Source organism: Spirochaetia bacterium 38H-sp, from assembly GCA_039023545.1.
In the GTDB taxonomy this organism is placed as follows: Bacteria; Spirochaetota; Spirochaetia; order Winmispirales; family Winmispiraceae; genus Rarispira; species Rarispira pelagica.
In genome coordinates, this window is record JBCHKQ010000001.1 from 698,694 (window position 1) to 718,307 (window position 19,614).

Annotated in this window: 16 protein-coding genes; 12 read left to right on the forward strand and 4 right to left on the reverse strand. The window is 39.3% G+C overall.

All coding sequences use genetic code 11. From position 1 onward, the window contains the following. Window positions 1–66: 66 nt before the first annotated feature. On the reverse strand, window positions 67–1,179 hold the full coding sequence (gene ychF, locus WKV44_02995; protein ID MEM5947503.1) for a redox-regulated ATPase YchF: 1,113 nt from the start codon (window positions 1,177–1,179) through the stop codon (window positions 67–69). Window positions 1,180–1,395: 216 nt separating this feature from the next. Between ychF and WKV44_03000 the strand changes: the two genes are divergently transcribed. Continuing rightward, the gene (locus tag WKV44_03000; GenBank protein ID MEM5947504.1) at window positions 1,396–3,156 is read left to right on the forward strand and encodes a hypothetical protein; all 1,761 of its coding nucleotides are present in this window, start codon (window positions 1,396–1,398) and stop codon (window positions 3,154–3,156) included. A gap of 91 nt (window positions 3,157–3,247) precedes the next feature. Here the strand turns inward: WKV44_03000 and WKV44_03005 are convergent, their stop codons facing one another. Both WKV44_03005 and WKV44_03010 read right to left on the reverse strand, forming a co-directional pair. Next, window positions 3,248–4,201, reverse strand: coding sequence for an aldo/keto reductase (locus WKV44_03005; protein ID MEM5947505.1), 954 nt, complete (start codon window positions 4,199–4,201; stop codon window positions 3,248–3,250). A 68-nt stretch (window positions 4,202–4,269) separates the two neighbouring features. Then, window positions 4,270–4,743 carry a hypothetical protein gene (locus tag WKV44_03010; GenBank protein ID MEM5947506.1) on the reverse strand — a complete coding sequence of 158 codons (474 nt, stop codon included), beginning with the start codon at window positions 4,741–4,743 and terminating at the stop codon, window positions 4,270–4,272. Between the two features lie 107 nt (window positions 4,744–4,850). On the opposite strand from WKV44_03010, the gene WKV44_03015 reads away from it, so the two are divergent. From WKV44_03015 to rsmG, 11 genes are all read left to right on the forward strand, one after another. Continuing rightward, window positions 4,851–5,795, forward strand: a complete 945-nt coding sequence (locus tag WKV44_03015) for a KamA family radical SAM protein (protein MEM5947507.1) — start codon at window positions 4,851–4,853, stop codon at window positions 5,793–5,795. Window positions 5,796–5,797: 2 nt separating this feature from the next. Beyond that, on the forward strand, window positions 5,798–6,358 hold the full coding sequence (locus WKV44_03020; protein ID MEM5947508.1) for an NUDIX hydrolase: 561 nt from the start codon (window positions 5,798–5,800) through the stop codon (window positions 6,356–6,358). Window positions 6,359–6,363: 5 nt separating this feature from the next. Further along, on the forward strand, window positions 6,364–6,912 hold the full coding sequence (gene thpR, locus WKV44_03025) for an RNA 2',3'-cyclic phosphodiesterase (protein ID MEM5947509.1): 549 nt from the start codon (window positions 6,364–6,366) through the stop codon (window positions 6,910–6,912). Between the two features lie 244 nt (window positions 6,913–7,156). Beyond that, a complete protein-coding gene (locus WKV44_03030) occupies window positions 7,157–8,968 on the forward strand; it encodes a methyl-accepting chemotaxis protein (GenBank protein MEM5947510.1) in 1,812 nt (603 codons plus the stop codon). 286 nt (window positions 8,969–9,254) lie between these two features. After that, entirely contained in the window at window positions 9,255–10,592 is a 1,338-nt protein-coding gene (locus tag WKV44_03035; GenBank protein MEM5947511.1) for a hypothetical protein, read from the forward strand. 15 nt (window positions 10,593–10,607) lie between these two features. Continuing rightward, window positions 10,608–11,921: a DUF6175 family protein gene (locus WKV44_03040; protein MEM5947512.1), complete on the forward strand. Its 1,314-nt coding sequence runs from the start codon at window positions 10,608–10,610 to the stop codon at window positions 11,919–11,921. A 34-nt stretch (window positions 11,922–11,955) separates the two neighbouring features. Continuing rightward, window positions 11,956–12,633, forward strand: a complete 678-nt coding sequence (locus WKV44_03045) for a hypothetical protein (GenBank protein MEM5947513.1) — start codon at window positions 11,956–11,958, stop codon at window positions 12,631–12,633. 78 nt (window positions 12,634–12,711) lie between these two features. Continuing rightward, entirely contained in the window at window positions 12,712–14,199 is a 1,488-nt protein-coding gene (locus WKV44_03050; protein MEM5947514.1) for a hypothetical protein, read from the forward strand. 112 nt (window positions 14,200–14,311) lie between these two features. Beyond that, the gene (gene mnmE / locus WKV44_03055) at window positions 14,312–15,661 is read left to right on the forward strand and encodes a tRNA uridine-5-carboxymethylaminomethyl(34) synthesis GTPase MnmE (GenBank protein ID MEM5947515.1); all 1,350 of its coding nucleotides are present in this window, start codon (window positions 14,312–14,314) and stop codon (window positions 15,659–15,661) included. 6 nt (window positions 15,662–15,667) lie between these two features. After that, on the forward strand, window positions 15,668–17,518 hold the full coding sequence (mnmG, locus tag WKV44_03060; GenBank protein MEM5947516.1) for a tRNA uridine-5-carboxymethylaminomethyl(34) synthesis enzyme MnmG: 1,851 nt from the start codon (window positions 15,668–15,670) through the stop codon (window positions 17,516–17,518). Further along, window positions 17,511–18,158 (forward strand): 16S rRNA (guanine(527)-N(7))-methyltransferase RsmG, encoded by a 648-nt coding sequence (gene rsmG / locus WKV44_03065; GenBank protein MEM5947517.1) that lies wholly within the window; start codon window positions 17,511–17,513, stop codon window positions 18,156–18,158. Before mnmG ends, rsmG begins: the two co-directional genes overlap by 8 nt. Here the strand turns inward: rsmG and WKV44_03070 are convergent. Then, entirely contained in the window at window positions 18,153–19,529 is a 1,377-nt protein-coding gene (locus WKV44_03070) for a tetratricopeptide repeat protein (protein MEM5947518.1), read from the reverse strand. The genes rsmG and WKV44_03070 overlap by 6 nt on opposite strands. Window positions 19,530–19,614 lie beyond the last annotated feature (85 nt).

Genomic DNA, 19,614 nt, shown 5'->3' on the forward strand with positions numbered 1-19,614 from the left:
AACGGGGCAGCCATCACAGGCTGCCCCTTTTTTTAAAGGGGCATATTATAGCATGATAGAATAGTTTTATACATTGAATTTAAAGAACATAATATCGCCATCTTTTACTATATAATCTCGACCTTCCATTCTAAGCTTTCCGGCTTCCTTTACCTTTTGCTCTGAACCAAGAGTAAAAAGGTCTTCACAGTGGTATACTTCTGCCTTGATAAAACCCTTTTCAAAATCAGAATGTATAATGCCTGCTGCTTTTTGTGCCGTGATACCTTCTGGAAAAGTCCAAGCCCGCACCTCTTTGGGGCCAGCAGTAAAAAATGTCCTGAGACCTAGTGTATGATAAGCTGCTCTTATGAGCTGATTGAGTGCAGGCTCTACAAGGCCTGCTTCCTCTAGGAATATTTTTCTTTCTTCTGGATTGTCAAGAGCTGCTATTTCTGCTTCCAGTTTTCCACATAATACCAGAACGTCCGCATTCTCTGTCTTTGCAAGTTCTTTTACCTGTTTTACATATGTATTGTCTTCTTTATTGATATCCTGTTCCGATACGTTGCAGACGTATATCTGCTTTTTAGTGGTAAGAAGAAAAAGATCCGATATGAGAGCAAGTTCTTCTTTATCAAGGCCCAATGTCCTTGCTGGCTGGCCTGTGGAAAGATGTTTTGATATCCTTTCCAGAATAGGGATTGTTATTTCTGCCTGTTTTGCCTGCGTTTTATCGTGAGCTTTTTTTTGTTTTTCCAGTTTTGCCAGTCTTTTGTGTACTGTATCGAGGTCCGCTAGTGCTAGCTCGGTTGTTATTGTTTCTATGTCTTCCAGAGGGTTAACTTTGCCACTCACATGTACAACATCGGGATCGTCAAAACAGCGTACTATGTGTGCTATTATTCCCACTTCCCTTATGTGTGATAGAAACTTATTGCCAAGTCCTTCTCCCTCGGATGCTCCTTTTACTAGCCCTGCTATGTCTACAAACTCCATTGTTGCTGGTATTATTTTTTCCGGAGGTATAAACTCGGCTATCCTATAAAGCCTATTGTCCGGGACGTTTACTATTCCCACGTTGGGATCTATTGTACAGAAGGGGTAGTTTGCTGCTTCTGCGGGTGCACTTGTTATTGCAGAAAAAATTGTTGACTTTCCTACGTTGGGTAATCCTACTATTCCACAGTTTAATGCCATATGCAGAATATAACGTGTTATCGATTTTTTTTACAGGGGGTTGTATCTTTTTGAAGCAAATAGAAGCAGAATTTTGTATTACTTATGACAGATAGAGTTTCTTTCCTCCAAAAAAAGGCGGGACTGACGTAGGCTGTTCCGCCGTTCGGTATTAATTGTCTTTTTCTTTACTTGTAGCATTTTGGATGATGGGGTAAAATGATGTGGGGAGAGGTTATGACTGATAATATCAGAGAGCAGGCGGTATATTCTCCTGCTTATGCCCGTCTTAGAGAGCACGAGAGAGAAGCTTTTCTCTCTCAGCTAGGTACTTTTAGTCCGGTGGAGAGAGAGCTTTTCCATTCTTTGTGTATGAGTTGGCGTGCCGAAATTCCTTATACTCATTTTGTAGACTTGCAGGCTTCTCGTATAAAGAATGTCCGGCCAGAGCTTGATGGGCTTATGGATAAACTGTATGCCAACAGGTATGGCACTTATGTTTATGAGCTTGAGGATGGACAGCTTGAGAAAAAGTATATTGTTCTAACAGAGCAGAACGATTATAGGTTTTGTTATTATGTCGTAAGGAATACTATGTATAGACAGTATGTGGAATCTAGGGGGGAGCTCCCTCTTGCTTCTTATTTTGCAGAGCATGGTTTTGTTTTCCCAGAGGATATTGTTGTGGAGATAGATGAGTCGCGTTTTGTAAAGGATTATCTTTTTGATAATGTACCCGAGTCTTTTGCTGTTATGCTGTCTCTTGGTAAGGAACGTCTTTATATCACTCCTGATACTTTTAATATTTTGGGGATTCATTGCAGAAATCTGATAATTTCTGCAATGGAGAATACCAATTTTCTTGCGGATTTTGCAAGATACAAGAATACTACTCTCTCCAATATTAAGACTGTTTTGTCAGGGCGTTCTACTTCTGGTTGGTTAGATATTTCTTCTTCTCTTGTTGCTTATGATAGGGATACAGGAGATAATAAGCGTATACTGGTTGCTCCCGTGCTTTTTATTGCTGCCAGGGTTTTACATGTTATTTTAAAGAATCAGATAGAGGCAACGGAGAGAAAGAAAAAGGAGGAGTCTGAGAAAAAGGCTGATTTTGAAGCTCTTTGTGAGCAGCTTAGGGAGCAGTATAAGGAGCCTGTTTCTTCTGAGACTTTTATGCGGATGATTAGTGTTCTTGAGAAGAAATATGGGGAACGCTTTGAGGCTGTTAAGAAGGAGTTCTTGGAGAAGTATAGTTCTATTAAGGATTATACTAAGCTTCCTCCTGTGATATATATCAATAAGTCATATATTCATAAGCATAATCTTTATGCTTATACTGCAGGTCGCTTTGAGGAGCTCTCACGCTTGCTTTTTGATGAGTACAGTTTTCTTATGGAGGAGATTATACGTACCAATAATAAGGCTAGGCATGTTACTTTTATCAGCTTACAGAATCTTGAGGAGGATCTTAAGGAAAGGGTGGCTGCTCATGCTCCTTTTATTGCGGAGATTTTATCCAAGCCAAGGTTGTTTGCGGAGATAATTATAGATACTATCAGACATCAGACGGATACTCATGACCTTGCTTATCTTAAAAGGCATCTGGAGCGCTATTTCCTTCCCAATTCCATGAAGTATAAGCCTCTTGTTGAGATTTTTGCTGTTGATGTCCAGCTGCTTTTTGACAGGGCTTTTTCTAGACTGGGTATAATCAAGCAGATAATATGGTATATAACTGGCAGATATGGTACTTATAAGGAGCGGTTTAACAGGATTGCATTGAGGTCTGTATCGGAGCCTTCTTCTGCTATGCAAAGAAGTCCTGAGAAGAAACAAAAGAGGACTTCAGGGCTTAAGAATCGTAATGTGTATGGTTATAAGACTGATAGAGATTCTTCTCGTAAGACTACTAAGGTTGTTTCTGCTCCCCAGCCTCTAGATAAGGAAAAGGTCTGGAATGAGTTTGAAAGGGCTTTGAGAGAGAATAATAAATAACTGCCAGTTTGGCTTGTATATTGGAGTTTCTGCCGAAGGCAGCAGGGGAAGCTTTGGCGTCCCCTGCGTTCGGTATTATGTTGTTTTTGTTTTATGGATTTTGTTTTATAAATGTTTCTATTCTTTCTAGGTCTTCGTTGTCCAATTGTACTCCGGGTGCGCCTGTTACTCCGTCCACCTGATCCGGTCTTCTCATTCCGACAATGGCTGCTGTAACTGCGGGGTGCTTTAGTGTCCAGGCTATAGCTGTTTCTGCGATGGTGCTGTTATGCTTTTTTGCTATATCTCGGAGGATTTCTACCAGTGCTAGGTTCCTTGCGAGTCTGGGTTGACGGAAGTCGTCTGCTTGTTTTCTCCAGTCATCGTCGGGGAGTGATGCAACCCATTCTTCTGTGACTTTTCCTGTCAATAGTCCGGATGCCATGGGGGAATAGACTATTACTCCTATGTTTTTTTCCTGACAGTGGGGAAGGATTTCTTTTTCTATGTCTCTCCTGAGTATTGAGTATGGGGGCTGCAGGCTTGTTATTGGTGCTATTTTTTCTGCTCTTTTTAACTGTTCTACGGAAAAGTTGGATACCCCTATATAGCGTACTTTCCCCTGTTCTTTTATTTCTGCAAGGGTTTCCCATGCTTCTTCTATATTTTTATCCGGATTTGGCCAGTGGATCTGATACAGGTCTATTACGTCTACGCCCAGTCTTGTAAGGCTCTCGTCAATTTCCTTGAGGATTGTTTTTCTTGATATTTCTTGCCATGCTTTGCCTTTATTGTCCCAGAGTATTCCACATTTTGTAAATATGTATGGTTTGTCGTTCCTTTCTTTGAGAGCTTTGCCTATTACTTTTTCTGATGTTCCCAATCCGTAGGCAGGTGCTGTGTCTATCCAGTTGATTCCTGAGTCCAGTGCCTTGTGTATGGTTCTTATGGAGTCTTTTTCGTCCTGATGTCCCCAGCCCCATCGCCAACTGCCGCCTATTGCCCATGCTCCGAGACCTATTCTTGTTATATCCATGTCAGAATTACCAAGTCTTTTTTTCTCCATTATTATCTCCTGTGGTTTGTTTTCTTAGTCAATATATTGATAAATATATGTATTGTCAAATTGTTCTTTTATCTCGGAGATAACGGGAAATAATAGCGTATTATAAATCCCGCGTTTGCAGAGAATTGTGTTGCAGGCAGTATGTCTATTATGGGTGCAAGTTCTATTGCCATTTCCAGTGGGATTCTTTTAAAATAATAGCTTAGTCCAAAGGGAAATCTTATTCCTGCAATAGGGTTATCTGCTATTTGTATTCTGCCTCCTATTCCGTATTGAAAGTGGAATGTCCCCATTTCCTTGGGAGTAGGTATTATATCAAATATGTGTAAAAGATAGTCTCCGTGAATATATATGGAGCCCTTTCCTACAAATGACCATGATGCTGCGGCATCTATTGCCATAAGATCTGCAATCCACATCTTGAGGCTCAATCCTGTGGGTTCTCCGAGTATTATTCCAAGGCCAAGGCCTGATTCCTGAGCTTGTGCAGAGAATATTGTGATAAGAACGAGCAATAATGCGATAATGATTTTTTTCTTCATTTTTTCCTCCTATAAGGGATTATACATTGCTTTTCTTTTGTTATCATTACATAATTTTAGACTTGTATCTATTATGTGAAAATGGCAGAATTGTTTTGGGAGGAGAGATGGAGCTGCCTTTTTTTGTTTCTTCTTATTTTAAAAGGCTTGCAGATGATTGTCCTGAGCTTGCAAGACAGGTTTTTCCGTCGGAAATGGAGAATGTTGTTCTTGATTACGAAGATTCTGATCCTCTTTGTGATAACAGAAATATGCCTGTAAAAAGGCTTGTGCACAGATATGATGATAGAGTTCTTATTCTTGTTACCGACAGATGTGCTTCTTATTGTCGTTTTTGCTTTAGGCGGCATTTTACTGCCTCAGGCAGCAGCGATATAAGCAAAGAAGAATTGCAGGATATTGTCGGGTATATTGCAAGGCACGACAATATAAGGGAGATATTACTATCTGGTGGCGACCCTTTGATGCTTGCAAATAGCAAGCTTGTTTCTGTCCTGTCTTCTATCAGAAATGTGCGTAGGGATGTTATTGTGAGGATAGGCTCCAGAGTTCCTGTTTTTTTGCCGGATAGAATCGATGAGTCTCTTATAGATGCAATACGGGATTTTAAACCTATATGGCTGATTAGTCATATTAATCATCCCGCAGAACTTACGGATAGAGCTTCTAATGTCCTTTCTTTATTTATCGATGCTGGTATTCCTGTTGCAAATCAAACTGTCCTTCTTAGAGATATAAATGATAATATTACTATTCTAGAGGAGCTTTTTTCTTCTCTTCTAAGAATAGGTGTAAAGCCTTATTATCTTTTGCAGGGAGATCTTGCAGCTGGGACTTCTCACTTTAGAGTGCCTCTTGAAAGGAGCTTTTCTTTATATGAGAAGCTTTCTTGTAGATTATCTGGGCTTGCTTTGCCTGTTTTTGCCCTTGATCTCCCTGGAGGAGGGGGAAAAATTGCTCTTTCTCGTTCTTCTGTAGAATACGTGGATGATAACTGGTATTATTTTAGGAGCAGAGAGGGGAAGATTTATAAATACCCTAGAGAGGAGTGATTATGGATAGCAATAAAAAGAGACTTATATGGGAGGATGTAGAGGAAAAACCACTCACTGATACGCGTATATTTTCTCTTAAAAGTGTTAGGAGGAGAAATATCCATGGACAAGAATCCGAGTTTTGTGTTATTGATAGCAAGGATTGGGTCAATATTGTTCCTGTTATAGAAAAAGATGGAGAGAGATTCTTTTTAATGGTGTGGCAGTTTAGGCATGGTATAGGCGAGCTTACTCTGGAGTTTCCTGCTGGTATCTTAGACCCCGGAGAGACACCGCTTGATGCTGCTATAAGAGAGCTTAGAGAAGAAACGGGTTATGTTGCAGAATGTATAAAAAAGATAGGAGAAATAAGACCCAATCCAGCATTTCTTAACAATACTTCTCATACTTTTCTTGCTACGGGGCTTAGAAAAGTAGGTGAGCTTGAGCTTGATGAGTTTGAGCATGTAGAGTGTGAGCTTATTCCGGAATCGTATGTGGAAAAGAATATGGGCTATCCTCCCATGTGCAATGCTATAACTCTTTCTGCTTTTTACTGGTATTCTGCTAAGAAAAGGTAAGTGTCGTGGCAAAGTTAAGGCTTTTTTTTGCTTTTGACCTTGATGATGAGTTTAAAGAGAAGCTTTATAAATATCAAAAATCGCTTGATACGGACACCTTCCGTCCTCTTAAAAAAGAAAATCTTCATATTACTCTTGCTTTTCTGGGAGATATAGAAGAAGAAAGGATATCAGCTCTCAGTGATATTTTATTTTATCTCGATTTTCCGGATAAGATAATTCTTACTGCAAAAAAAACAATCTTTTTCCCTTCTTATAAAAGACCCTCTGCAGTCGCAATAGAGGTAGGTAACCCTGATAAAAATATCTATATAATGGAAAAGGCTTTAAGAAAAGAGCTTGCCATAGATGGTTTTATTGTTGATGGACGTAAATATAGACCACATATTACAGTTGCATATATCAGAAGAGGTACTGCTGTCTCGAGTGATATGAAAATCCCTGATTTTTCTCATAGTGGAAGATTCTCCCCTGTGTCTGTTTCTCTTATAAGCAGTCAGCTTGCAAAAGGCGGGTCTATATTTACAACATTGTGTTCTAGAAAGTTTAACTGATTTTTAACGTATTTTTTGTCTTTTTTAATATCCGTTTTATCCTATCCTAATAAATGTTCTGTTTATTCCTTATATAGTATTGTAGGAGTAAATATGAATTCAAAAAAACTGCTTTTTATGCTGCTTTCTGCGATATATCTTCTGTCCAAGGTATTGTTTTTGAGCTGATAGCACAAAGAATGTTTTTACTCTTTGTCAGTGCTTTTTAAGTTTTTGATAGAAATGTATCCGGAGGAATATTTATATGAGATTGAAAACTTGGTTTTATTTACTGAGTCTTGGGTTGGGCGGTATATATCTTATTAGTCTTCTTTTTTTTATAATAGTAGATAATAAAATATGGCTTTCTTCTAAGATAGAACGTGACGCATATGTTGCTATCACAGCTCTTCAGAATCTAGATAACAAATCTCGTATGCTTCTTTCTGATTCTGTTATAAGTCCCAGACTAATAGAATCGGAATGGAAAAAAAGTTATCTCGATGCTTCTTCCGATATAGGGAGGCTTTTTTCTCATCCTGTTTTCCCTTTTATAAACAATGACAAATGGATACATGAAATAAATGTTCTAAAAAAGCTATGGGAAGACTTATCCTCCCAAATGGATACTCTCAAATTTGTTATAGAGAAAAAAGAAAGTATTAGTTCTGCTTTATCTATGGCTGTAAAGCATTCTATGTCAGAAATGTTGTATGGGTATGATGCATTTTTGCATATGGTAACACTGATATATTCTAAAGAAATAAAGAATATATCCGCGGTCAAATATGGAATCTTTATTATGCTGCTTCTTCTCGTCATAACAGGTTCTTATATATCTTTTAAACTCGGTCGTTCTGTTTCTGGAAGGATAATTTCTATAGAGGGATTTATGCGGGATGTGCGTAACGGCAGACTCTTGTATTCTTCTATGGATAGAAAAAAGGATGAGCTTGCTGAGATAAGTATGCATCTAGGTGCCACTGTAGAGAGTCTTGAGCATATGATAAGGGATATAAAAAAATCTTATGCCGAAATAAGGGGATTGTATAATTTATTGGGGGAAAAGATTATCTCTTTTTCTTCAACAATGCGTCAAATTCTCACAGGTAGCATGCATATAGGAGAATTATTATCTGTTTTGGATACAGATATGGATTATGTATCTTTTGATTCCGGAGTTATTTCATCAATATCTGATTCTCTTATGAAACATAGTCTAGAACAGCAGAACAGAAGTTCTGATGTCAGAAAACTTATGGAAGAACTTGATTTTGAGGTTAAAGCTACTTCCAATCTGGCTAATGAACAGAAGCAAATTGCTTCTGCTCTTTTATCTGTTGTTGATGACGGAGAAAACAAGATAGCTGATAATCTTGCTGGGATAAGAAATATGTCAAACAGGATTTATTCTGTTATGGAGATAATAGATATTATAGATTCTATAGCAGAACAGACAAATATTTTATCCATAAATGCATCAATAGAAAGTGCTCATGCCGGACAATACGGACGAGGTTTTGCTGTCGTTGCAGCTCAGATAAAAGCCCTAGCGGAATCAACAACAGAGTATTCTGAGAAAATAAAAAAGCTTTTATCTACTGTAAATTATGATATGCAGGAGGTATTGGCAGCAAGTGATTCTGCTTATATGGGTTTTAAGAACATACGTGGAGCTATAGATAAATGGACGACATCAATGGAAGCTGTCATAGACAGGATGATTAATATTAAAGAAAGGAATAATAAAATATTGCAGGCAGCAGCTGCCACAGAAAAAACAGCAACAAATGTGTTGGAGATTGCAGAGACTCTGGCACAGAAAGCTTTGAGCATAGAAGAAAAAATAAAGGAAGTGGACGCTACAAAAGCTGATATCATGGAGCTTGCTATAGGCTTTGAAGAAAGTGCTGTTTTAGAGGAAAAAGCTCTCCAGCATATAACCTCCATAATGGAGTCTTCCTGGAAAAACATAGAGCTTTTACAAAACTATATACAACGATTTACGCTAAAGGAGGAGAAAACCACTGTAGCTATTAAAGATAGAGTTCCCTCATTAAACCAACAAGGTGGATAGGGAAGATGCTGAGCTATAAAATAGTTTTTTTGCTTTTGGTCCATATAGACATAATAAGCTATATCTTTCTTATTTTCTTACTTTAAAATATTATCCCTAGTGTCTCCATGGACACATTTAGCAATTATTATATTACTCCTGTTTTTTGTTTTATGGTTGCACTACTTACTCTCGATATAAATCTTTTTTTATTATGATAATGGTTGATTGCTCTTATATTTTTTCTGTTTGTCTTGGATTTTTGAACTAAATGGAATTATACTTTCTAAAAAAGGATGGAGGGTGTATGAAAAGAGTTTTGTTTTCTCTTATCATTCTTTTGCTTGTAGTGCAGTATGCTTTTTCTCAGGAAATATCGCAGAAAAAAGAGATTGCTATTTTCCAGCTTGAAAATGCTGCGGGGAGGGTGCCCAAGGAGGTGCTTTCTTCTGTGTACTCCGTGATACAGGAAACTGTTTTTTCCATGGGACGCTTTGAGATTGCGGGGTACTCCCAGACTATTGATTCTTCTTCTGTGGAAGAGTTTATAGACAAAATCAGGGAATATAAGGAAGTAGATGCTGAGATCCCCGAGGAAGTTCTCATGGGACAGGCTGCTTTTACAGAGGCTGATTTTAAGCGTCTTGTCAGCAGTTTTATCATTATTATTCCCAGATTGACTTTTTTTGAGCTTGAGAAAAGTGAGGGTGTGTACACCTGTACCGTAGAGGCCTCTATAACTGTCTACAATGTGGAAGATGATAAGATAGAGGGACAGTTTAAGATATCTGGACAGGAGATGGATGAGTCAAGAGCAGATGCGGTAAACACTGCTGTTTCTTATCTGGGACCCCAGCTTGAGTATGAGTTGAGAAAAGTTTTTGTGCTGCGTTCTACCATAATAGATGTTGATGGCGGTGAGATTTATCTTGAGTTTGGTAAAAATATGGGTATCATGCCAGGTGATGAATTTGCATTGCTTGATGTGGGTGTCTCTGCAATTGGCAAGGAGCGTGTAAATGAGGGAGGGCTTCTTTTGATAAAGGAAGTGCAGGATGATTATTCTGTAGCGATTCCTCTGTATGTCTCTCACTCTCCTGTGGTAGGAGATCAGATCAAGGAGGTTCCAAGAACTGGTATTGAGTTTATGCCTTATTTTACTTATGTTTATGCACCTGCCAATGCAAAGAGAGATGAAGATGTGGCTTCTCTTGGTATGAGGTTTACTGCTACAAGAGGTTTCTTTGCAACTCGTCCCACCTTGGGTATTGAAGCTCCTCTGAGGTTGGGCTCTCTTATCACTATGATTTTTGATTATCTTCCCATTCAGATGTATATAGGAGCTGAGGTTAATAATATTTATCTTGGAAGACTACAGATATCCCCTACTGTTGTTGTGGGATTGGGGGGGCTTTTGCCTCTTGATGACAAGGTGAGAGAAAAAGAAGGGATGCTTGTTTATACGCATTTGGGGGGTAAGGCTTTTGTCTCTCTGAGTTATCTTATAACGCGTGACATAAAGATTGCTATTGAGCCTGGATTTACTATGTGGTTTGGCATGGCGGATGAGGTTTTGGGGGATCTTATAGATTTTACAAGAACTTATTATGGTCCGTCGTTTTCTTTTTCTGTTGTTTTCAAATAATAAACGGAGGGGTTTATGAGGAGTTTAAGAAAGATCGCATTGCTTGGTTTTATAATTATGTCCTTTTTTGTCTCTTGTGCTAGTGCGCCCTCGCGGTCTCCTTCTAGGCCTGCCAGTCCGGCAGTTAATGATGTTGTGACAGGCCATGGAGAAGGGGAAAGCCTAGGTCAGGCTCTCTCACGTGCTAAGATTGATGCAATAAGAAAAGGTGTTGAGATACTTATTGGGCGAGAGGCATTGGCAAACAATATGGAGAGGATAAAGAAGGTATTGTTCGATACTTCCAACCCCAATGCCTATTTGTACATGGACACGCTAGAAACGTTAAAAAAGGATAATACAGGCACCATAGACGAACCCAATTATGTGTATGAGTTAAAAATTAGAGTAAGGCTTGATGCCATAAAGAAGGTTCTAGATGCCAATGCAATTGCCACAGAAGCAGGTGCGGACGCTAAAGATGGACGTGCAAAAGAGTTGGTAGAAGATGAGATGCGGGATGAGCCACTGCCTCCTTTCAAACCTGAAAAACTGAGTCCCGAGGAAGAAGAATTTTTGAGCAATTATTTGGATAAGCTTACCTATATGGTATATTTTGACGAGAAGAGTGCAGAAGACGAGTTTCTCATAAAATCAGCCATAAGTATGGCAAATAATTATCTACTTTCTCAGGGGTATTCTCTGATAGATCTTGAGCAGATAGAAAAGCTTAAAAATGATCAACAGCTCTTGTACGAGGAAGAGACAGGTAAAGAGCTGTCTCTCATACAGTGGATAGCTCAGAAACTCAATGCGGATGTCTATATAGAGCTTGATGCTGTCACAGAGGGACAGAGCAAGGATGACAAGTATTATGGCAGTGCAAAGGTTACACTCAAGATTTTTGAAGCATCTACGGGTGTTCTCCTGGGAGCTATTCCTTACAGCAGTCCAAGGACTTTTAGCAAGGTTTCCGAGTTTGATGCCATATCCAATGCACTACAGTCTACTGTGTACAAAGCAATGGCTGCTGCGGTAAAACAGACAAGAAATGTTCTTTCCGGAAAGTACAGAGATGGTATCCAGTATGATCTTGTTTTGCAGTCCACACCGGACCAAAAAACCATAGCACGTTTTAGGAGCAAACTGAGGAATAAAGATAAGGTAAAAGATATAAAAACAATCTACCAATCAAGTGAAGAGACAAAATTTGCTGTATATTTTCTTGGTAGCGTGGAGGAGCTGGAAGAGCTTATCTACGATGTTTCTGATTCCATACCGGGCATGGAGTATATTGAGCCCGTGGTAATAAGAGGAAAGTCGTTGACTTTCGATACGGGACTGGAATAGTCCTGAGAACAAAGAAACCTCACAGGAGGACTGTATGAAGAAGGTTGTATTAATTCTAATGGCTATTGCCGCGTTATCCTTGGTTTTTATTGGCTGTCCGAGCGCTCCTAAGGCAAAAGAAGAGCCTCAGGCAAGTCCAAAACCTGAGGTAAAGCCTGTGGCAAAGAAGCCTGACATCATTGACCATAAGGATTATAAATGGGGTAAGGATGTTCCCGATTGGGTAACAATGGATGTAACAGAGCTTGAGAAACTCCCTGAGTATGAGGGGATGTATCTTTTTAAGTTTGAGTCTCCCAAGGCCCAGGACTTGGAAGGTGCAAGACTTTATGTAGAAAACATGCAGGCTGCAACAGAAATAGCACGTATAGTAAGCACAAGAGTACAGCAAAAGTTTGCTGGTGCAGCAGCCGGAGATCTTGATAAGCTTGAGGTTTATATGGAAGCTGTTACCAAAGTTCTTGCGGAAGCAACTGTAACAGGCTACAGGAAACTTGCTGATTACTGGGTTCAGATGAGATATTACAAAGAAGATGGTTCTGTAGACGAGGATGCATATACTTTTCTTGCTTTATACGGTGTAGAGAAAGAAACACTGGATGAGATGGTAAGGAAAGCACTTGAAGATGCCGACAATAAGAATAAGCCCAAGTCAGAAGAGGAAAAGACAGCAAGACAAAGGGTAAAAGAAGCTTTTAACGAAGGTTTTTAAGTTTAAGTTATAACAATAATCCGGCACACCGTAAGGTGTGCCTTCTTTTCCGACTTCCCTTGGGTCAAGGAGGAACTTATGTATAAAAATAAAGTAAAAAAAATAACACTGTTAGCAACGATTTTTATCTTTTTAGCGTTTGTATCTTGTCAGAGTCAGGGGGGTGTCGGGAAAGAAGAGCCGCCTGATTGGGTATTAAACCCGCCAGCCGGCGATGATAATTATGAATATTTTATAGGCTATGCCTCTGATGAATCCGGCAATAGAGCAAATGCAGAAGATTTGGCCACATCAACCCTTATATCTGAAATTGTCAGATTTATGGGTGTGGAGATAAGTGCGGACAGTACAGCAGAAGTAAAAGCTGGTCTGGATGAACTTGAAACCTCTATAAAGCAGACTGTCAAACAGAGCTCTGATGCCAGAATGAGTGGCTTTAAAGTCATTGACAGATATTGGTATAAAGATGAAAACGGCATAACAATATATATTCTTGCTCGCTATGAGAAGAGAGAATTGATAAAAGAAAAAGAAAGGCTGGAAGCTCTTTTCAAAGAAAGATATGACGCAATAGCCGTGCCAGAGGGTAAAGGTGACAGCTTTATCGATTCCGGCAGATATTTTGAAGCGGCAGCTGCATATCTGGATGCTGCAAGGGCTGCAGCCGATTCCAGCCTTAAAAATAAAGAGATAAGATTTAACCGCAATCTGGATAAAGCTATAAATGCACTTATAGGACTTGAGATAGAAAAGACAAGCGATAACCTCACAGCAATGGTTGGCAAGCCATTTCCTTCACAGTTTGAGGGAAGGGTTATCAATAAAATAGGCAGTAGTCTAGAAGGTGTGCCCAATGTCCAGCTAACCATATCTTACAGAGCTACCAGCCCGTCCGGCAAAACAAGGATTATTACAGACTCCGTAATAACAGATGACAACGGCTATTTTTCATTCTCCATAGAAAATCCTGGAAAACCAGGAAAAGGAGAAGTCATAGTAAGATTAGACCTCAGCAGCAAAACCGAGCTCTTTGACAATCTTCCTTCCAGTTACTCAACACAGGTCGACGAGCTTAACCAGCTTTTGCTATCAAAAGAAACAAGATTTTACTATTTTATTGATTCTGTCTCCAGAAAAATTCCAACAGCAGTTGTCATAAGCGAGATGGATGCCGCAGGCAATCTGTTGGGACTCCAGCACACAGCCACAGGGTTTACCTCTTCTTTATCGGACCAAGGCTATACTCTGGAGAGACTCCCTGACATGGCCTCACTTCTTGTCACAAGCGGAGAAGACGCGGTAATCAAGCAGATAAAGAAGATCGGCAAAGTAAAGCGCATAATCCTTGGGACATCTCAGCTTGATGAGTTTTCAAAAGACGGCAATAACGTTATAGTCAAAGTAATAGGTCGGATAAAAGTTTATGACCTGGAAACCGGCCGTATTCTTGCCAGTGTAGAGGGATTTAAGCGTGCGAGAGGAAGCTCCGTGGATTCTGCCCTCTCTGCAGCCTTTGGCAGCCTTGGAGAAAGCTTGGCAGAAGAAGTATTAAAAAAGCTTCCCTGATATAAAACCAAGAACATAATACCGAAAGGGATACCGCTTTGCGGTATCCCTTTTTTGACAACACTTAAAAAAAAAGTTATCTTTACATATTCTGATTACATAGAGGACAGCAATGTATCAACTCGATGATAACATAGCAGCTCTTGCTACCCCTTGGGGAAAGAGTGCCATAGCAATAATACGATTGAGCGGAAGAGATAGCCTAATTAATCTGGACAAGATTTTTAAAGGCAAAAAAAAACCTTCTGCTACAGAAGGATATACTATAATCTACGGTCATATCATAGACCCTGCAACAGAAGAAAAAATAGATGAAGTACTTATAAGCATATTCAAAGCTCCTAATTCTTACACCGGAGAGAACTCTGCAGAGATAAACTGCCACGGTAATCCGGTAGGCATACAGAGGATATTAAACATTCTATATACAAATGGATTCAGAGAAGCTGAGCCGGGAGAATTTACCTTGCGCGCCTTTATAAACAGAAAAATGGATCTTACCAGGGCAGAAGCTGTGCAAGAAATCGTATCAGCAAAGACAGAACAAGCCAGAGAACTTGCACTACATAAGCTGGAAGGAAAACTCTTCTCCGAGATTGACAGTATAAAACAGGAAATCTTGTCCACAATTGCACAAGTAGAACTTATGCTTGATTATCCGGAAGAAGACGCAAATATTAATATAAACACCGACAAGCTCACGGACTCCATTGAGAGAATAAAAAATCTTCTTGGAACATACAAAACAGGAAGAATACTCAAAGAAGGAATAAAGATAGCCTTAGCCGGAAACACAAATGCGGGAAAATCTTCACTATTCAATCTTATGTTAAAAGAAGACAGAGCAATTGTCTCTGATATACACGGGACTACCAGAGATTATCTGGAATCATGGCTCTCAATAAAAGGGATGCCAGTATTGTTATATGACACTGCTGGAATAAGAAAATCAGAAGATCCAATAGAAGCAGAAGGAATAAAAAGAAGCAGACTGTTGATGGAAAGTTCCAATCTTGTAATATATATCGTGGATTCTACAATAGGTATTACTGATGAAGATGATGATAACATATCTAGTATAGAAAAAATCAAAAAGATTATAAAGGTATGGAATAAAACAGATCTGAGCAAAAAATCCCCCCCTGCTGGCTTTATCCCTCTCAGCTGTAAGACAGGAGAAGGTTTTAAAGAACTTGAAGATGCAATAATCAGAAGTGTCTCTATAGCAGCTGTTGAAGACACGCATACTATTGTAATAGACTCCGATAGACAAAAAAGATGTCTTGAGGAAAGCATGGATGCCCTTTTTCATGCTTTGGACGCCATATCAAATGGAGAACCATTGGATATAGTGGCTGTTCCTTTGAGGGCAGCATTAAACTCTCTAGGAGAATTGACAGGAGAGATAAACTCGGAAGATATTCTAGAGCAAATTTTTTGTAACTTTTGTGTAGGTAAGTGAGGATATATGGATACGGATATAATTGTGATAGGCGGTGGTCATGCTGGAGTAGAAGCAGCTCTTGCTGCCAGCAGACTAGGATATACCTGTCTACTCATAACACAGCAATTGGATACCATAGCCAGAATGTCCTGTAATCCTGCAATAGGCGGATTATCCAAAGGTAATCTTGTAAGAGAAATAGATGCCCTTGGCGGACAAATGGCAAGGCTTATAGACAGTACCATGATTCAGTTTAGAATGCTAAACAAAAGCAGAGGTCCTGCCGTACAGTCTCCACGTGCGCAGGCTGATAAACTAGCATACTCCTCACTTGCAAAATGGACACTTGAGAAACAAAGAGATCTCTTTTTGTTTCAAGATACTGTTGTGGATCTTATTGTAGATAAAAACAGTATAAGGGGAGTGGTTACTGCGAGAGGCAAGAAAATATATTGCAAAAAAATTGTCCTTACAACAGGAACCTTTATGGAGGGTAAGATTTTTATAGGAGAGTATGAAGAAGACGGGGGAAGACTGGGAGAAAAAGCTGCAAAAGGTTTGGGGAAATCTCTTAGAAGACTCGGATTTAGACTTGGTAGACTTAAGACAGGAACCCCTGCTAGGGTTTTAAGAAGCAGTGTGGACTTTGACAGGATAGAAGAGCAGCCCGGAGATATTCGGGTGCAGCCTTTTTCTTTTGCCTACGATAAGGTGGAAAGGCCTCAAGTTTCCTGTTATATCACATACACCAATGAAAAAACACATAAGATAATAAGCGATAATATGCATAGATCTCCGCTATATAGTGGCAAAATAGTAGGAAAAGGCCCGAGGTATTGTCCATCCATAGAAGATAAGATTGTAAAATTCCCGGATAGAGACAGACATCAGGTCTTTGTGGAGCCAGAAGGGCTTAATACCGAGGAAATGTATCTCAACGGAATATCCTCCTCTCTGCCGGAAGATGTACAGGAAGCTTTTATACACAGTATCGTTGGGCTTGAACATGCAGTCATAATGAGACCTGGTTATGCTGTGGAATATGACTTTGTAGACCCCACACAACTCTATCCAAGTCTGGAGACCAAGCTAATAGAAGGACTGTTTATAGCAGGACAGACTAACGGTACATCAGGATACGAAGAAGCTGCAGCTCAAGGGCTTATTGCAGGTATAAATGCGGCTTTATCCTTGGCAGGAGAGAAGCCTCTTGTATTGGGAAGAGACGAGGCTTATATCGGCGTCCTTATAGATGATCTGGTTACAAAAGGAACAAAGGAACCGTATAGGATGTTTACTTCCAGGGCGGAATACAGACTCGCTTTACGTCATGATACAGCTGATATAAGGCTCACTCCCAGGGCTTACAAAGCTGGACTTGTTCCAGAAGAGTACTATGAGAGGTTTAAAGAAAAAGTCAAAACTATTGATTATATAAAAGATCTACTGCAAAAACAAAAGGTGGATTCCCAACTTGCACCTGTTCTAGATAAGGATATAATAAGTACTCACTTTGGTAAAACACTATATAATGCGGTAAAGGATCCCAATATAAACCTTGATGAAGTAAGTATATATCTTGCCAACACTTATTCTCTTAATCAGGGATGGATAGAAAACGCTCTTCTCGATATAAAGTACGAGGGATATCTTGCACGTGAGATGAGAGAGGTGGAACGTTTTAGAAAAATGGAAAATATGAAAATCCCTGCCAACTTTGACTACAAAAAAGCAGAAGGCTTATCAAAGGAGGCAGTAGAAAAACTGAGCGAGATAAGACCTCTCTCTATTGGTCAGGCTTCCAGAATATCTGGCATAAGGAAGTCTGACATTGCAGCCCTGCTTCTTTATGTACCAAGGCAGAAAAATGAATAACGATTTTATCAAGGAAAGAATTCATTCCGATTTTGCCATTATGGGAATAGAGCCTTCACAAAAGAAAATAGAGAGGCTCCTTACCTATATCAAGCTTTTAGAAAAGTGGGCAAAACATATCAATCTTGTATCTGCAAGAGGCGAAGAATTGCTTATAAAACATATATATGACAGCCTTGCGGGACTTTCTTATTTTAAAAAATATCAGCCCTCCGCTGTTTTTGATATAGGTTCCGGTGCTGGATTGCCTGGTATACCTCTTGCCCTCTTTATGGAAGATGTCTCCTTTGTACTTGTTGAACCAAGACAGAAAAGAGCTGCTTTTCTAGAGGCAGTTATTTGCGAAATAGAGATTGACAATTGTTCTGTTGCTAATATGCGACTGGAAGATCTGGATAAAAAGGCGGATATGATTACTGCAAGAGCATTTTCTCCCCTCTCGGATAATATTTCTGCTCTTCTGTGTTCTGTTCTTAAATCGGAAGGTAATATCATATTATATAAAGGTAAAACCGATAAGGCAGAGATAGAGGCAAAATATCTTCTTAACATGTTTGAGAAAGTCTCTGTAGAAAAAATATCTGTTCCAGGATTAGAAGAGCAGAGAAGTATTATTCTTGCCGAGAACTATAAATTATAGACCTGTTCTGCTGTCTACCTTCTTTAAAATTTTTAAAAGTTCTGACTTGGGAAGGAGATCTATAAGTCTTGCTTCTACGAATTTTTTTGCTTCCTGAGAAAAATCTCCTGCGCTTATACATATTCCTCTATCCGCTCTTGTATCCTTTAGCCTTGCATGAAAGTCCCTTATAGATAGTTCTCCTACTACTCCTGTCGTACGCATAAATCTGAACAATATGGTGTCCTGCCATTTCCTTGCATCTACTTCGCAGACAAGATCTGCATACTCAGATGTAACCATACTCATGTTATTTACTTTTACAAAGGCACCCGGAAAATATGCTGCTATTATTTTTCTGCAGAGAGTAAGAAAATCCGGCGGAGAGGATATAAGATAAGTCTTGAGATTTTGGTTTTGATTCAGTTCGCTGTAGTAATTTATTAATTTTTCTACGTCTTTGTAGCGGGGGTTGATTCTCTGTATGTTCCTAAGATGTTCTACAGCTTTTTTTACTTCTTTTTTTGCGATATATGCCTGTGCCAGTTTATATGACATTTCCAGCCTTAGGGTGGTATCAATCACTTCATGTCGCAGGCCTATCTCCATATCCGCTATTGCTCTGTCGTACTTATGCTGAGAAAGATGTGTGGTTCCTGCCTTGTAAGCAGCTTTGGGTCCCCATACAGGGTCAATCTTTAGATGTGATAGGATGGCAATCGCTTGGTCTTTCTTTCCTGTCATAAGCATAGAATCCGCATATGCAAAGAGGAATTCTTTATCATCCGGAAATTGGTCTATAATCTGCCGTGCTATTGTCAGTGCTTCTTTGTATTTGTGAATATTGTAAAGGGCTATGGCAAGATATCTTTTTGTCTCTATATGAGAAGGCACCATCTCATTTGCTTTTAACAGAAGCTTTATCGCATGTTCTGCATTGCCTCTTTTTTGTTCTAGTGCTCCCAGATGGAATAGGACTTCAAAACTATTTTGTCTTAGCTTATATGCTACAGCCAGGGCTCTATATGCTTCTTCTGTTTTATTAAGTTTAAAAGCGCATATTCCTTGTCTGCTTGATATCTCAAATTCGTCAAGCTCTGGGTTTGTTGCACATAATTCGGAAAGCAGGCTGTACATTGTATATGCCTTTGCCCAAATGTTATCCTCATAGTATATATCTGCAAGGGTTTTTAATGCCCTAGGATCTTTAGGGTTTTGTGCCAGCTTTCTTTGAGCTTCTTTTATAAGCACGTTTTTATTCTTTTTTTTCTTCTTGGGTTTCTTTTTTTTACCGTCTTCATCAGTAGATGTTGTTATGTTAATGTAGATTGCTATTGTTGCAAGTACTGCAAGTACAACAACAAGTGTGATTATCAATGGAAGTTGAGTCATGGTTTAATTATCCTTTCTATATCTGTTATTGTCAAGGAAATAAAAGCCTGTCAATTGTTGTATTGAGAGTGCAAAGCTATTATAC

Excerpts from the sequence above, each read along its gene's own strand:
- ychF (MEM5947503.1), bottom strand. The coding sequence starts at position 1,179 with ATGGCATTAAACTGTGGAATAGTAGGATTACCCAACGTAGGAAAGTCA.
- WKV44_03000 (MEM5947504.1), top strand. The coding sequence starts at position 1,396 with ATGACTGATAATATCAGAGAGCAGGCGGTATATTCTCCTGCTTATGCC.
- WKV44_03005 (MEM5947505.1), bottom strand. The coding sequence starts at position 4,201 with ATGGAGAAAAAAAGACTTGGTAATTCTGACATGGATATAACAAGAATA.
- WKV44_03010 (MEM5947506.1), bottom strand. The coding sequence starts at position 4,743 with ATGAAGAAAAAAATCATTATCGCATTATTGCTCGTTCTTATCACAATA.
- WKV44_03015 (MEM5947507.1), top strand. The coding sequence starts at position 4,851 with ATGGAGCTGCCTTTTTTTGTTTCTTCTTATTTTAAAAGGCTTGCAGAT.
- WKV44_03020 (MEM5947508.1), top strand. The coding sequence starts at position 5,798 with ATGGATAGCAATAAAAAGAGACTTATATGGGAGGATGTAGAGGAAAAA.
- WKV44_03030 (MEM5947510.1), top strand. The coding sequence starts at position 7,157 with ATGAGATTGAAAACTTGGTTTTATTTACTGAGTCTTGGGTTGGGCGGT.
- WKV44_03035 (MEM5947511.1), top strand. The coding sequence starts at position 9,255 with ATGAAAAGAGTTTTGTTTTCTCTTATCATTCTTTTGCTTGTAGTGCAG.
- WKV44_03040 (MEM5947512.1), top strand. The coding sequence starts at position 10,608 with ATGAGGAGTTTAAGAAAGATCGCATTGCTTGGTTTTATAATTATGTCC.
- WKV44_03045 (MEM5947513.1), top strand. The coding sequence starts at position 11,956 with ATGAAGAAGGTTGTATTAATTCTAATGGCTATTGCCGCGTTATCCTTG.
- WKV44_03050 (MEM5947514.1), top strand. The coding sequence starts at position 12,712 with ATGTATAAAAATAAAGTAAAAAAAATAACACTGTTAGCAACGATTTTT.
- mnmE (MEM5947515.1), top strand. The coding sequence starts at position 14,312 with ATGTATCAACTCGATGATAACATAGCAGCTCTTGCTACCCCTTGGGGA.
- mnmG (MEM5947516.1), top strand. The coding sequence starts at position 15,668 with ATGGATACGGATATAATTGTGATAGGCGGTGGTCATGCTGGAGTAGAA.
- rsmG (MEM5947517.1), top strand. The coding sequence starts at position 17,511 with ATGAATAACGATTTTATCAAGGAAAGAATTCATTCCGATTTTGCCATT.
- WKV44_03070 (MEM5947518.1), bottom strand. The coding sequence starts at position 19,529 with ATGACTCAACTTCCATTGATAATCACACTTGTTGTTGTACTTGCAGTA.